This is a genomic window from Terrimesophilobacter mesophilus (genome assembly GCF_014200375.1).
Taxonomy (GTDB): Bacteria; Actinomycetota; Actinomycetes; order Actinomycetales; family Microbacteriaceae; genus Terrimesophilobacter; species Terrimesophilobacter mesophilus.
The window spans coordinates 1,751,065-1,764,407 of sequence record NZ_JACHBP010000001.1 but is presented as its reverse complement, the minus strand read 5'-3'; the positions used below and the strand labels follow the sequence as shown (position 1 = coordinate 1,764,407).

Annotated in this window: 11 protein-coding genes and 1 riboswitch; of the genes, 10 read left to right on the top strand and 1 reads right to left on the bottom strand. The window is 68.6% G+C overall.

Annotation, left to right across the window (positions count from 1 at the left end):
• The first annotated feature begins 25 nt into the window (after positions 1-25).
• The 4 genes from BKA04_RS08775 to BKA04_RS08760 are packed head-to-tail and all read left to right on the top strand — an operon-like array spanning position 26 to position 3,920.
• Positions 26-1,348, top strand: a complete 1,323-nt coding sequence (locus BKA04_RS08775; RefSeq protein ID WP_104096072.1) for an MFS transporter — start codon at positions 26-28, stop codon at positions 1,346-1,348.
• A 37-nt stretch (positions 1,349-1,385) separates the two neighbouring features.
• Positions 1,386-2,120, top strand: a complete 735-nt coding sequence (locus BKA04_RS08770) for an SDR family oxidoreductase (protein ID WP_104096071.1) — start codon at positions 1,386-1,388, stop codon at positions 2,118-2,120.
• A gap of 48 nt (positions 2,121-2,168) precedes the next feature.
• Positions 2,169-2,612: a Fe-S cluster assembly sulfur transfer protein SufU gene (gene sufU, locus BKA04_RS08765; RefSeq protein WP_104096070.1), complete on the top strand. Its 444-nt coding sequence runs from the start codon at positions 2,169-2,171 to the stop codon at positions 2,610-2,612.
• Between the two features lie 45 nt (positions 2,613-2,657).
• The gene (locus BKA04_RS08760) at positions 2,658-3,920 is read left to right on the top strand and encodes a SufS family cysteine desulfurase (RefSeq protein WP_104096069.1); all 1,263 of its coding nucleotides are present in this window, start codon (positions 2,658-2,660) and stop codon (positions 3,918-3,920) included.
• A 5-nt stretch (positions 3,921-3,925) separates the two neighbouring features.
• On the opposite strand, the gene BKA04_RS08755 is transcribed toward BKA04_RS08760, so the two are convergent.
• Complete coding sequence (locus tag BKA04_RS08755) at positions 3,926-4,477, bottom strand: cob(I)yrinic acid a,c-diamide adenosyltransferase (RefSeq protein WP_167309708.1); 552 nt, start codon at positions 4,475-4,477, stop codon at positions 3,926-3,928.
• A 37-nt stretch (positions 4,478-4,514) separates the two neighbouring features.
• Positions 4,515-4,643: riboswitch (cobalamin riboswitch) on the top strand.
• A gap of 110 nt (positions 4,644-4,753) precedes the next feature.
• Here BKA04_RS08755 and BKA04_RS08750 point away from each other — a divergent pair.
• The 6 genes from BKA04_RS08750 to BKA04_RS12295 all read left to right on the top strand — a co-directional run bounded on the left by BKA04_RS08750 (position 4,754) and on the right by BKA04_RS12295 (position 13,340).
• On the top strand, positions 4,754-5,539 hold the full coding sequence (locus tag BKA04_RS08750) for a hypothetical protein (protein ID WP_134542276.1): 786 nt from the start codon (positions 4,754-4,756) through the stop codon (positions 5,537-5,539).
• Positions 5,540-5,541: 2 nt separating this feature from the next.
• The gene (locus BKA04_RS08745) at positions 5,542-6,660 is read left to right on the top strand and encodes an energy-coupling factor transporter transmembrane component T (RefSeq protein WP_167309707.1); all 1,119 of its coding nucleotides are present in this window, start codon (positions 5,542-5,544) and stop codon (positions 6,658-6,660) included.
• Complete coding sequence (locus BKA04_RS08740; protein WP_104096065.1) at positions 6,657-8,342, top strand: ABC transporter ATP-binding protein; 1,686 nt, start codon at positions 6,657-6,659, stop codon at positions 8,340-8,342. Before BKA04_RS08745 ends, BKA04_RS08740 begins: the two co-directional genes overlap by 4 nt.
• Complete coding sequence (locus BKA04_RS08735) at positions 8,339-9,214, top strand: ECF transporter S component (protein WP_232842016.1); 876 nt, start codon at positions 8,339-8,341, stop codon at positions 9,212-9,214. Before BKA04_RS08740 ends, BKA04_RS08735 begins: the two co-directional genes overlap by 4 nt.
• Positions 9,215-9,313: 99 nt before the next feature.
• Entirely contained in the window at positions 9,314-12,157 is a 2,844-nt protein-coding gene (locus BKA04_RS08730) for a vitamin B12-dependent ribonucleotide reductase (protein ID WP_104096714.1), read from the top strand.
• Positions 12,144-13,340: a cytochrome P450 gene (locus tag BKA04_RS12295; protein WP_198413315.1), complete on the top strand. Its 1,197-nt coding sequence runs from the start codon at positions 12,144-12,146 to the stop codon at positions 13,338-13,340. The genes BKA04_RS08730 and BKA04_RS12295 overlap by 14 nt, the downstream gene beginning before the upstream one ends.
• The last annotated feature ends 3 nt before the right edge of the window (positions 13,341-13,343 follow it).

Here is a 13,343-nt window from a genome sequence, read left to right as displayed (position 1 = left end):
TCACTACGTCCATGAAAGGCCCCCGATGACCACCGTCGCAGGCTCGGCGCTCAAACCCGATCTCTCGAACTGGAACCCGGAAGACGAATCGACCTGGGATAAGAAGCTCGCGTGGCGCACCCTCTGGGTGACCACGTACACGATGATCCTGGCGTTCGCCACGTGGTATCTCGTGAGCGCCATCGCGCCACGGTTGAACGACATCCGCCTCCCGGAGAACATGCTCTCGACGGAGCAGCTCTACTGGCTCGTGGCCGTCCCCGGGCTCGCCGGCGGCTCCCTTCGGCTCGTGTTCATGTTCCTGCCTCCCATTATGGGAAGCCGCATCCTCGTGGCTTTCAGCGGCGCCCTCCTCGTACTTCCGCTCTTCGGATGGGCTCTCGCCGCACGCGACACGACGACGCCGTACTGGGTGCTCATCTCGCTGTCGCTGGCCGCAGGTGTCGGCGGTGGCAGCTTCTCCGGGCTCATGGCCTCCACGAGCTACTTCTTTCCGAAGCGGCTCGCCGGGACGGCGCTCGGAATCCAGGCGGGGATCGGGAACCTCGGGATCGGGCTCATGCAGCTCCTCCTCCCGTGGGTTGTCGGTTTCGGCCTCTTCGGCACCGCGCTCCTCACCCCGCAGAGCGACTCGGAGGGCAAGCTCGTCTGGCTGCACAATGGCGGTCTCGTGCTCATCCCCTGGGTCCTGCTCGCGGTCGCGATGGCCGTCGTCGTGCTGCGCCGCGTGCCGGTGACGGCGAACTTCCGGCAACAGCTGGACATCTTCCGCCTCAAGCACACCTGGATCATGACCGCGATCTACCTCATGTCGTTCGGCGCGTTCAGCGGTCTGGCCGCGCAGACCGGCCTCATCATCCTCAACGTGTACGGCTCGTTCCCGGATGCCCCGAACCCGCTCACCTGGGCCTGGATCGGTCCGATGCTCGGCGCGCTTGTTCGCGCGGCAGTCGGACCGCTGTGCGATCGGTGGGGCGGTGCGAAATTCACGTTCATCGGCGGGCTCGGGATGACGGGGGGAACCATTGTCACCCTGTTCTTCCTGAGTCCGACCTCGGCGAGCGAGTTCTCCGGCTTCTTCACCGGGATGACGCTCATCTTCTTCTTCTCCGGGTTCGCGAACGCGGGAACCTTCAAGCAGATGCCGATGATCTTCCCCCCGAGGCAGGCCGGCGGTGCCATCGGATGGACCGCGGCGATCGGGGCGTTCGGGCCGTTCCTCGTCGGGATGTCCCTGTCCGTCATGGCACCCACCGCGTTCTTCATCGTCTGCGCAGTGTGGTGCGCGTTCTGCACGGTCCTCGCGTGGTGGTACTACGCGCGGCCGCACGCAGAGAAGCCGAGCTGACCCATCCGGGGCCGGCAGAAGAGAAAAGGGCAGGGCAATGGGAAAGCTGGAGGGAAAGGTCGCTCTGATCACCGGCGGCGCGATGGGCATGGGTGCGGCGGACGCGGCGCTTCTCGCGAGCGAGGGTGCCACGGTCGTCGTGACGGATGTCGACGAGAAGGATGGCAACGCCGTCGCGGCGTCGATCGGTGGTCACTACCGCCACCTCGATGTCACGAGCGAGGACAACTGGCGCGAGGTCGTCGCCGATGTGGTGGCCACGATCGGGAACATCGACATCCTGGTCAACAATGCGGGCGTCGTCGCGTTCACCCCGGTCGCGACGACGGAGCTTGCGGAGTGGAATCGAGTCATCGACATCAACCTCACCGGCGTCTTCCTCGGCATCCGTTCCGTCGTGGAGACGATGAAGGCCGCCGGGGGCGGTGTCATCGTCAATCTCTCGTCCACGGCGGGGATGATGGGCTACTCGAACCTCAGCGCGTATGTCGCCAGCAAGTGGGGCGTGCGGGGACTCACGAAGGCCGCCGCCCTCGACCTGGGTCGTGACAACATCCGCGTGGTGTCTGTACACCCCGGCGGAATCCGAACGCCCATGACGGCGGGACTGGAGGGCAACGAGATGTACGCGTCCCAGCCGATACCCCGAATCGGCGAACCGGATGAGGTGGCCAGGCTGATCCTGTACCTGGTGGCCGATGCGACGTTCTCCACCGGAACCGAGTTCATCGTCGACGGCGGTGCGACGGTCGGCCAGGCGCTCAACGTCTGATCGTCAGGCCCCAGGGCGCTCGTTCGTGCGCCGGTCTAGAGTGAAAATATGAGCCGCCAGGACCTGCGCAATCTCTACCAGGACGTTCTGGTCGATCATTCGCACGAACGCCACGGCTACGGTCTGCTGGAGGACCCGACCGCAGAATCCCACGGGATCAACCGGTCGTGCGGCGACGAGATCACCCTCCACATCCGCGCAGGCGACGGTGTCATCGAGTCGGTCGGCTGGACCGGCCACGGCTGCGCCATCTCGCAGGCGTCGGCATCCATGCTCTCTGACATCGTGGCCGGTCTGACCCGTGACGAGTGCACTCGCTGTCTCGACCGTTTCCGTTCGATGCTGCAGTCGCGGGGGAAGGACGACGGGGACGAGGAGCTACTCGGCGATGCGGTCGCGTTGAGCGGCGTCTCGCTGTACCCGCCGCGCATCAACTGCGCGATGCTCGCCTGGACCGCTCTCGAAGACGGTCTGACCCGCATCGACGCCTGATGGGGGCCGACCTTCCCCAACGATCGACACGCCTAAGCTGGAATCATGCCGCTCGATATCGACCGGATTCGCGCGCAGTTCCCCGCACTGCGGCGTCGCGTCAACGATCATCCGCTCGTCTACCTCGATTCGGCGGCGACGAGCCAGAAGCCGTCCGTCGTGCTCGACGCGGAACGCACGTTTCTCGAGCAGCACAACGCGGCGGTTCATCGCGGAGCGCACACTCTCGCCGCCGAGGCGACCGAACTCTTCGAATCGTCCCGCGAGCGACTCGCCCGCTTCCTCGGCGCGGCGCCGGAAGAGATCGTGTGGACGGCGGGCGCCACTGCCGCGCTCAACCTTCTCGCCTACTCCTTCTCCAACGCGAGCAGGGGGCGAGGTGGAGAGCCCGCGGAGCGGTTCCGTCTGGGGCCGGGTGACGAACTCGTCGTCACCGAACTCGAACACCACGCGAACCTCATCCCCTGGCAGGAGCTCGCCGCCCGCACGGGGGCGACCCTCCGCCCCATCGGGGTCGACGACGCCGGCCGCCTCCGGATGGATGAGGCGGTGGAGGTCATCGGCGAGCACACCCGGGTCCTCGCCTTCGCCCACGTCTCCAACGTGCTCGGGGCGATCAACCCCGTCGCAGAGCTCGTCGCACTCGCACGACGATTCGGCGCTCTCGTCGTGCTCGACGCATGCCAGTCCGCTCCCCATCTGTCGCTCGATCTGAAAGCGCTCGATGTCGACTTCGCCGTGCTGAGCGGCCACAAGATGCTCGGCCCCCTCGGCATCGGAGTGCTGTACGGCCGCCGCGAACTGCTGGATGCGATGCCACCGTTCCTGACCGGCGGCTCGATGATCACGAGCGTCATGATGGAACGCGCGGAATACCTCCCGTCCCCCGCACGATTCGAGGCGGGGACGCAGCCGGTGTCGCAGGCCATCGGCCTCGCTGCCGCAGTGGACTTCCTCGACGAACTCGGGATGGAGCAGGTCCACGAGCGCGACGCCGAGCTGGGGCAGGCGCTCGTGACCGGCCTCACCGCGATCCCGGGCATCCGGGTGCTCGGCCCCGCGCCCGGCGAACCGCGGGTCGGACTCGCCGGTTTCATCGTCGACGGCGTGCACTCGCACGACGTCGGGCAGTTCCTCGACGAGTTGGGGATCGCCGTCCGCGTGGGTCACCACTGTGCCGAACCACTGCACCGACGGTTAGGGCTGGCAGCATCCACGCGAGCGAGCACCTCGGTGTACACGACGGATGCGGAGGTGGCCGCCTTCCTCGACGGTGTCGGCCGGATCAGGGCCTTCTTCCGGGCCTGAGGCGGTCACTCGTGGCTTGCGGGCTCCTCCGCCTCATCCGCGGCACGGCGCGCGAGGATGAACACGAGGTCGGAGAGGCGATTCAGGTAGTGCCGAACCGGCTCGCTCACCACGTGCCCGTCATCCTTCGCGCGCAGCGTGTGGCGTTCCGCGCGCCTCACCACGGTGCGCGCGAGGTCGAGCGCAGCCTCAAGGGGTGTCGTTCCCGGCACGAGGAACACCGGCTTGAGCGGACGCTCCTCGGTGAGCTCGTCGATGAGGTGCTCGATGTCGGTGATGAGCTGCGGTTCGACGAGCGAGATCCCCGGCTTCAGCCGATCGCGGTGCTTCGGGTTGACGGCAAGGTCCGCCGCGACGACGAAGAGCTCCCGCTGGAGGCGGAGGAGGATCTCGGACATGCGTTCGTCGCCGCATCCTGCGCGCGCGACTCCGAGCGCAGAGACCGCCTCATCGATGTCCCCGAGGGCCTCGACGAGTGCGCCGCCCTTCTCGATTCGGCCGCCGTAGAGCTGCCCGGTCGTGCCTCCGTCGCCCGTCCTCGTATAAACACGGCTCACGCTCTGGCCTCCCGTCGGCCCCGACACTAGGGTGAGGAGAGTCACCCCTACTCAGGGTGGCACAACTCCCGCGGAGGGGAAACCGGTCGAATTCCGGTGCTGACCCGCAACCGTAGGACGGTGTGAACCGTCGAGCCGGGATACCTGCCACGGGAGGGCAGTGAAACTCTTGATCGCCGTGGTCTGCGTGACGGAGTCCGGTCTCCCGGCGACGACACCGCCGCCACCGCTCCGCGGTACCGGACACGCTCGCCGGCCCCACCGGGAAGGCCAGCCATGACTTCGTCCACCTCCGTACGCGGGATTCATTCCGGGAACGGTGGCCGATCCTGCCACGCGCGCATGGGCGTCGCGCGCCCGGGCATCCGGATGCTCGCGGTCGCGGCGATCGCGATCGGAACGCTGGGAGCGCAGGGCGTGGTCGGGAGCACGGCCGCGGTGGCAGCAGACGCATCCTGTAGTGACGGTGTCACCGTCGTCGTCGACTTCTCCGACCTCACGGTGGACGGGAAGAGCGGAACGGTCGAGGTCGGATGCGCCCCGGGCGATCCGCAGGACGGTCGTGCGGCGCTCACCGCGGCCGGCTTCACGGCGACCGACTCGCAGCCCGGCTTCCTGTGCGCCATCGACTCGAGGCCGGACCCGTGCCCCGAGACCTTCGATGGGTCGTTTTGGGCCTACTGGCACGCGACCCCCCAGGGGGAGTGGACGAGCTACCAGGTCGGAGCGGACGCGAGCGACCCCGTGCCAGGTCAGATCGAGGGCTGGAGGTACAACGACGGGACCACCCCGCCGGGGATCGCCCCCGCCGAGGTCGCCGCAGCACTCGCGGCCGGCCCCGCGCAGACGGGTTCGGACCAGAGCGGCAGCAACCAGAGCAGCGCCGACCAGAACGGCACCGGAACGCCGAGCACCGACCAGGCCGCCGAACAGGCCCGGGCCCAGGCGGCACAGGGGCTCGCGCTCACCGTGACCGCGATCGGGTTCCTGGCCGTCATCGTGGCCCTCGTCGTGATCTTCGCCGTGCGCGCTCGGCACCGCGGTCCGGGAGCGAGTGACTGAGGGTGCTGAGCGCACCAGCCGGAACGACCACGCGACTCGACGCGAACTTCGACGAGCGCGGGTTCCGACGCGTAAGCCCGCATCCGGTGTCCTGGTGGATCTGGGCCATCGGGATCGCGGTCGCCACGACTCGATCCCCCGGCATCGTCTCGACGGTGATCCTCCTCGCGGCGCTCGTGGCAGTCGTGTGGATCTGTCATGAGCGCTCGGCGTTCTCCCGCGCGTTTCCGGCCTACCTCGCGCTTGCCGCCTTTGTCGTGATCATCCGGGTCGTCTTCTATGTGCTCGTCGGCATCAAGACCGGCGGGGACGTGCTCGTTCCGTTGCCCCGCATCCCGCTGCCGGACTGGGCGGGGGGCATCGCGCTGCTCGGCCCGGTGACGGCATCCGGACTCCTGTCGGCGGTGTCTGCCGGGCTCGCCCTGGCGGCGCTCCTGGTCTGCTTCGGTGCGGCGGTCGCTCTCACGAACCCGCAGAGAACCCTTCGGATCCTGCCGGCCTCGCTGCACCTGCTGGGCACGTCAGCGGTCATCGCCATGACCCTCGCGCCCCAGCTCGTGGAGTCCTGGCACCGGGTGCGCAGGGCGCAGGCGCTGCGCGGAAGGGCGCTGAGCGGACGGCGAGCGGTGGCCGCGACGACCGTGCCCGTGCTGGAGGATGCGCTCGAGCGCTCGATGGCGCTCGCCGCGTCCATGGATTCGCGCGGGTATGCGAGGGTGCACGGGGGCAGCAGTCGGGCGGTGATCGCTCTCCTGCTCATGGCGCTCGTGGGTGCGGCCCTGGGCACCTACGCGCTGCTGGACGGGTCGGGGCCGCGAGTGCTCGCCGTACCCGTGCTCGCGGTTCCCCTGCTGGTCAGCGGTGCCGCAGCCGCGATCGTCGGGTCGGTCATCGCGTCCCGCCGCATCGCGACGACGACCTACCGCCCAGACGCCTGGGGTGCGCGCGAGAACGTGATCTCCGGATGCGGCGTCGCCGTCGCCCTGCTGGCCGTCGTCGGCCCGGCCATCCTGCCGCAGTCACTCGCCATGGCCGGCGATGATCCGCTCGGCTGGTCTCTCCCGTTCGTCGTCTGCGGTGCGCTCGCGATCGTCCCTGTCCTCGTGGCGGTGAGGCGATGATCACCTTCGATGCGGTGACGTTCCGGTACACGGAGGCGGATCCTCCGGTGCTCGAAGACGTGAACCTGTCGATCGCGGAGGGTGAACTGTGCCTCGTCGTCGGCGCGACGGGGTCGGGAAAGTCGACGGTGCTGCGGCTCGTGAACGGCCTCGCGCCGCACTTCTCCGGCGGTCACCTGACCGGGACCGTCACGGTCGGCGGGCTCGACACGCGCACCCACCCTCCGCGCGACCTCGCCGGCACGGTCGGCGTGGTCGGACAGGACCCGCTCGCCGGGTTCGTGACCGAACGCGTCGAGGACGAGCTCGCCTACAGCATGGAGCAGTTGGGGGTAGCGGCACCGGTCATGCGGCAACGCGTGGAGGAGGTCATCGACCTGCTCGGTCTGCACCGGCTCCGGCACCGCGCCCTCTCGACCCTCTCGGCTGGTGAACAGCAGCGCGTCGCGATCGGCTCTGCGTTGACCGCGGGTCCTCGCGTGCTCGTCCTCGACGAACCGACCTCCGCACTCGACCCGCACGCCGCGGAGGAGGTGCTCGCCGCGCTCCTTCGCCTCGTCCACGATCTCGGCGTCACGGTGATGCTGGCGGAGCACCGGCTCGAACGGGTCATCCAGTACGCGGATTCCGTGCTGCGCCTCGATGCGGATGGCTCGCTCGCCTACGGGCCGCCTGCCGCGGTGCTGGCGTCGAGCCCCATCGCGCCGCCCATCCTCGAGCTGGGTCGCCTCGCCGGATGGGAGCCGCTGCCGCTCTCCATCCGCGATGCGCGCCGCGTCGCAGGGCCACTGCGCGAGCGACTCAGAGCGGCACAGGAGGGTGAGCCACTGTCGGAGGAGAAACCGCGTTTCCGATCCGGCTCGACCGAGACCCCGACATCCCCGCTCGCGCTCCATGCTCGCGGACTTCAGGTCCGGTACGGCCGAATGACCGCGATCGATGACCTCGACATCGATCTTCTGTGCGGTGAGGTCACGGCACTCATGGGGCGCAACGGGTCCGGCAAGTCGTCTCTCCTGTGGGCGCTGCAGGGCACGGGCACGCGAACGGCGGGTACGGTGCGGGTCGCCGACCCGCCCGATGCGGCGGTGGGAGCCGGTCGAGGAGCCGGTGTCGACCCGGTCACGCTCGCCCCAGATGCGCGGATCCGGAGCATCGTCCTCGTCCCGCACGCGCCGGCGGATCTCCTCTACCTCGAAAACGTCGAGGAGGAATGCCGGGAGGCGGATCACGCGACGGGCGCCGCGCCCGGCACCGCATCCGCAACCCTCGGGCGCCTCTGGCCGGGTGTGCAGGACTCGGTTCACCCTCGTGATCTCTCCGAGGGGCAGCGTCTCGCGCTCGTGCTCGCGATCCAGCTGGCGGGTTCCCCGGGGGTCGTGCTGCTGGACGAGCCGACTCGCGGATTCGACTACGAGGCCAAGCGTCGCCTCGGAGTTCTGCTGGCCGAGTTGGCGGCATCCGGAACCGCCGTGCTCCTGTCCAGCCACGACGTGGAGTTCGTCGCGCAGGTGGCGGATCGGGTCGTCGTGCTCTCCGAGGGTGAGATCATCACCGACGGGCCGGCTTCCGTCGTGCTCACGGCCAGCCCCGGCTTCGCACCGCAGGTCGCCCGCATTCTGCGACCGCTGCCGTTCCTCACGGTGGAGGATGTGCGCTCGACGCTGGCGGGTGCGCCGTGACCGGCCGTACTGCAATCGACCGCAGAGGGATCGACCCCGAGGCGACCAGCCGCATGGGGTCCCGGCCGGCGACCGTCCGGTTGATCCCGCTCGGCGCCCGCACGAGCGTCGCGCTCGCCGCCACCTCCGTGGTCGGCGCGCTCTCATTCACCTGGCCGCTCATGGTCGGGCAGGGCTCGATCCTCGCGCAGGATGCCGCGGCACCCGTCGTGCTCGCCGGCGTGCTCCTCGGGGTCGTCCTCGTGACGTTCGTCGCACTCGGCGACCGCAGCATCGATGCGAAGACCGTGACGATGCTGGGCCTGCTCGCCGCGATCGGCGCGGTGCTGCGGCCCCTGTCGGCCGGCAGCGCCGGCGTCGAGTTCGTGTTCCTGTTCGTGATCCTCGGCGGGCGCGTGTTCGGCGCAGGGTTCGGGTTCGCCCTCGGTTCTGTCACCCTCTTCGCGTCCGCGCTGCTGACCGGCGGGTTCGGGCCGTGGCTGCCGTTCCAGATGCTCGCGGCATCCTGGATCGGGATGGGCGCCGGTCTGCTCCCCCGGCGGATGCGCGGCGCGGGCGAACTGTCCTGCCTCGCCGCGTTCGCCGCCGTGAGCGGCTTCCTGTACGGCCAGCTCATGAACCTGTCGTTCTGGCCGTTCGCGATCGGGGCCGGTACTGCCCTGAGTTTTCAGGCGGATGCGCCGGTGTGGGAGAACCTCCAGCGGTTCGCGCTGTTCAGCATCACGACATCCCTCGGGTGGGACCTGATGCGCGCCATCGTTCTCGCGATGGGCGTCGCGCTGCTCGGCCGACCGGTGCTGAGAGCGCTGCGACGTACCGCGCGGACTGGTTCGTTCTCGAACCCGATTAAACCCGGCCAGAACACTCGATAATCACAATATGTGGTGCTTAGATGATCTGACTACCGCAATATCTGGCGGTTGACGAAGGCAGCGGGAACGACGGTTCTCCAGCACGACGGGGAGTGGGAGATGGCGACCGAGCACGGCGGCACGCAGAAGACGGAGCACAGGACGGGTGCGAACGGTCTCCGCATTCAGCGACGATTCAGCACCCCCGGCATCCACCCGTACGACGAGGTCGAGTGGGAACGCCGCGACGTCGAGCAGACGAACTGGAGGACCGGAGAGACGATCTTCTCACAGAGCGGCGTCGAGTTCCCGACCACGTGGTCGCTCAATGCCTCCACGATCGTGACCACGAAGTACTTCCGCGGCGCCCCGGGCACGCCGCAGCGTGAATCGGGCCTGCGCCAGCTCATCGACCGGGTCGTGAACAAGTACGTCGCCGCGGGCATCGAGCACGGCTACTTCGCCACGACAGACGATGCGGCCGCGTTCGGCGACGAGCTCACCTGGCTCCTGCTGCACCAGGCGTTCTCGTTCAACTCCCCCGTATGGTTCAACGTCGGCACAGAATCTCCGCAGCAGGTGAGCGCGTGCTTCATCCTCTCTGTCGACGACACCATGGACTCGATCCTCAACTGGTACCGCGAAGAGGGAATGATCTTCAAGGGCGGCTCCGGCTCCGGTGTGAACCTCTCCCGCATCCGCTCGGCCGCCGAGCTGCTCTCCTCGGGCGGGACCGCGAGCGGTCCGGTCTCCTTCATGCGCGGTGCGGATGCGAGCGCAGGCACGATCAAATCCGGAGGGGCGACGCGGCGCGCGGCGAAGATGGTCGTGCTCGACGTCGACCACCCCGACATCCGCGAATTCGTGCAGACCAAGGCGAAGGAGGAGGAGAAGATCCGCGTCCTGCGCGACGCCGGATTCGACATGGATCTCGGCGGCCAGGACATCACCTCCGTGCAGTACCAGAACGCCAACAACTCGGTGCGCGTGAGCGACGCGTTCATGCGGGCTGTGGAGAAGGACGACAGCTTCGACCTGACCGCGCGAGCGGATGGCCGGGTCATCGAGACGGTGCGGGCCAAGGAGCTGTTCCGTGAGATCGCGGATGCCGCCTGGGCGTGCGCAGACCCCGGCATCCAGTACGACGACACGATCAACGACTGGCACACCAACCCGGAATCCGGACGGATCAACGGCTCGAACCCGTGCTCCGAGTACATGTCCCTCGACAACTCCTCGTGCAACCTCGCCTCGCTCAACCTGCTCGCGTTCCTGAAGGCCGACGACACCTTCGACGTCGAGGCCTTCACTGCTGCCGTCGAGCTCATCATCACGGCCATGGACATCTCGATCTGCTTCGCCGACTTCCCCACCGAGCCGATCGCGACGAACACCCGCGACTACCGGCAGCTGGGCATCGGCTACGCGAACCTCGGCGCCCTGCTCATGGCGACCGGCCACGGCTACGACTCGGATGGCGGACGCGCGCTCGCCGCCGCCATCACCTCGCTCATGACGGGGGCGTCCTACCGCAGGTCTGCCGAGCTCGCGGGAATCGTCGGTCCGTATGCGGGTTTCGCCCGCAACGCGAAGGCGCACGAGCGCATCATGCGCAAGCACGCGGCGGCGAACGACGAACTGCATCCGCTCGGAGCCATGGACGGCACGATCCACGCTCGTGCAGAGCAGGAGTGGAAGCGCGGCATCGAGATGGGTGCCCAGCACGGCTGGCGCAACGCCCAGGCGAGCGTGCTCGCACCGACCGGCACGATCGGCTTCATGATGGACTGCGACACGACCGGCATCGAGCCGGACTTCTCGCTCGTCAAGTTCAAGAAGCTCGTCGGTGGCGGCTCGATGCAGATCGTCAACCAGACCATCCCGCGGGCCCTGCGCCGACTCGGCTACCCGGAGGAGACGGTCGAGGCGATCGTCGAATACATCGCCGACAAGGGCCACGTCGTGGATGCGCCGGGGCTGAAGCCCGAGCACTACGAGATCTTCGATACGGCCATGGGTCGGCGTTCGATCGCGCCCATGGGGCACGTGCGGATGATGGCGGCCGTGCAGCCGTTCCTCTCCGGTGCGATCTCCAAGACCGTGAACCTGCCGGAAGCGGCCACGATCGACGAGGTCGAGGAGGTCTACTACCAGGGCTGGAAGCTCGGCCTCAAGGCCCTCGCGATCTACCGCGACAACTGCAAGGTCGGCCAGCCGCTCTCCGACGGCAAGAGGGAGACCGCCGCGACGACGACCACGGCAGAGCACGCCGCACCCGTTCGCCGCCGCCTCCCGAAGACGCGCCCGTCGATGACCACCTCGTTCACGGTCGCCGGCGCCCAGGGCTACCTGACGGCAGGCTCCTACCCCGACAACGGGCTCGGCGAGATCTTCCTGAGGCTCGGCAAACAGGGCTCGACGTTGGCCGGGGTCATGGATGCGTTCTCCATCGCCGTGTCGATCGGCCTGCAGTACGGCGTGCCGCTCACGACCTACGTGGAGAAGTTCACGAACCTGCGTTTCGAGCCGGCGGGCATGACCGACGACCCGGACATCCGGATCGCCCAGTCGATGATGGACTACATCTTCCGGCGCCTGGCCCTCGACCACCTGCCGTACGAGACCCGCGCGGGCCTCGGCGTGTACACGACCGCTGAGCGCACGGCCCAGTTGAACGCGGGGGAGTACGCGCCACCGCAACCCGGAACGGCGGACCTGGCCGAGGAGACACCCGCGGCGGCTGTCACCGAGGATGCGCCCGTCGCGGTCGTGCCACCCGCCACCTCGCCTGCTGCCACCATGCCACCCGCGCCGGAGGCGGTGCACTCGAGCGCGCAACTGCTCGAGGCTCAGCAGGGCCTCGTGGCGGATGCTCCGCTGTGCCTGTCATGCGGTGTCAAGATGCGTCCCTCCGGCTCGTGCTACGTGTGCGAGAGCTGTGGGAGCACGAGTGGCTGCAGCTGACCCGGCGTCGGCTGGGCCGGCCTGGGACTGGGATGTGCGCGACCCCGAGGTCCAGGCCGACCAATTGCGCGCCTACGACCGGATGCGCGCCGGCTGCCCGGTGGCGCACAGCGAGCACCTCGGGTGGTCGGTCTTCCGGCACGCGGATGTCGAGGCGATCGCCCTCGACCACGCGACATACTCGAGCAGGGTCTCCGCCGCACATCCGGCGGTGCCGAACGGCTACGATCCGCCGGACCACGACGAGTACCGCACCCTCGTCGATCGCTACTTCGATGACGGGGACGTGGCCGGCTACGCATCGTCGTTCCAGACGATCGCCCGCGAACTGACGGACGCGCTGCCCGACGACGCCGACGTCGAGTTCATCGACGGCTTCGCCCTCGACTACGCCCTGCGCACCCAGCAGGCCTGGCTCCACTGGCCCGACTACACCCAGTTGGCCCTTCGTGACTGGGTCGCCCGCAACCAGCGCGCAACCCTCGCCGGCGATCGCGCGGCGATCGAGGAGGTCGCCCGCGACTTCGATGACACCGTGCGCCGGGTCATCGCGGACCGGCGAGCGCAGCCGGCGACGAGCTCGGGCTCGGGCTCGGGCTCGGGCGACGACCCCACGAGCCGCCTGCTGCGCGAGACGATCGACGGCGAGCCCCTGTCGGAAGAGCTCATCGTGTCGATCCTGCGCAACTGGACGGTCGGCGAGCTGGGCACCATGGCGGCCAGCGTCGGGATCCTCGTCGACCACCTAGCCCGGCATCCCGACCTGCAGGAGAGCCTGCGGAACTCCCCCGAGGAGCTGACCGCGGCGATCGACGAGATCCTGCGCATCCATTCCCCGCTCGTGTCGAACCGGCGGGTGACGACGCGACCCGTCGAGCTCGGCGGTCGCCGCATCGATGCAGGCGAGCGGATCACGATCTTCTGGGCGTCCGCGAATCGGGACGAGGCGGTGTTCGGAGATCCGGATGCCTACCGGCCGGAGGTCAACGCCCCGCACAACGTGCTGTACGGGCGCGGCATCCATGCCTGCCCCGGCGCGGGTCTCGCGCGACTGGAACTGCGCGTTGCTCTTTCCGCGCTCCTGGCCGGAACGCGCCGGATGGAACTCGTCCCCGGTCCACCGGACTATGCCGCCTACCCCGCCAGCGGTTTCCACACGCTTCTGCTGCGGATCACCCGGTAGCGG